Source organism: Shewanella sp. S1-49-MNA-CIBAN-0167 (assembly GCF_040310145.1).
GTDB classification, from domain to species: Bacteria; Pseudomonadota; Gammaproteobacteria; order Enterobacterales; family Shewanellaceae; genus Shewanella; species Shewanella psychromarinicola.
Genome location: NZ_JBEOPO010000144.1, coordinates 1 through 350, shown reverse-complemented (window position 1 = coordinate 350; position 350 = coordinate 1). Strand labels below are relative to the sequence as shown.

Annotated in this window: 1 protein-coding gene; it reads right to left on the bottom strand. The window is 39.1% G+C overall.

All coding sequences use genetic code 11. From position 1 onward, the window contains the following. Positions 1-350 (bottom strand): PDDEXK family nuclease (locus tag AAEZ00_RS20740; protein WP_502959351.1); only part of this gene is annotated, 350 nt, incomplete at both ends.

Sequence of the window (350 nt, the reverse complement as noted above, 5' to 3'; positions counted from 1 at the left end):
CCTTTCATGAGCTGATACGAATACAACTCAGCCATTTGGGTCCCTTTACTTAAATGTAAATTTCGTTTCCATTCAAGACTTTCGAGATAAGATTTTTGATCGACAAAGGGAGCTGTTTCGTTTCGTTCATTTAACCCTAAATATTCAATATACAGATCGGATTTAGGTAAATAAAAGTCGGGTTGATACTGACGTCGAGCGACGGTGCGGGTGTCGTGCAAGTAATTTGCTTCATATTCATAGTCGACCCCATTAAGGGTTAAAAAGTTAGCAATACGTAGTTCGCCGACACTTTTAACCCATTCGCCCTTTAGCGTAATAAGGCGACAACTTGATAAAAACTCTTGATA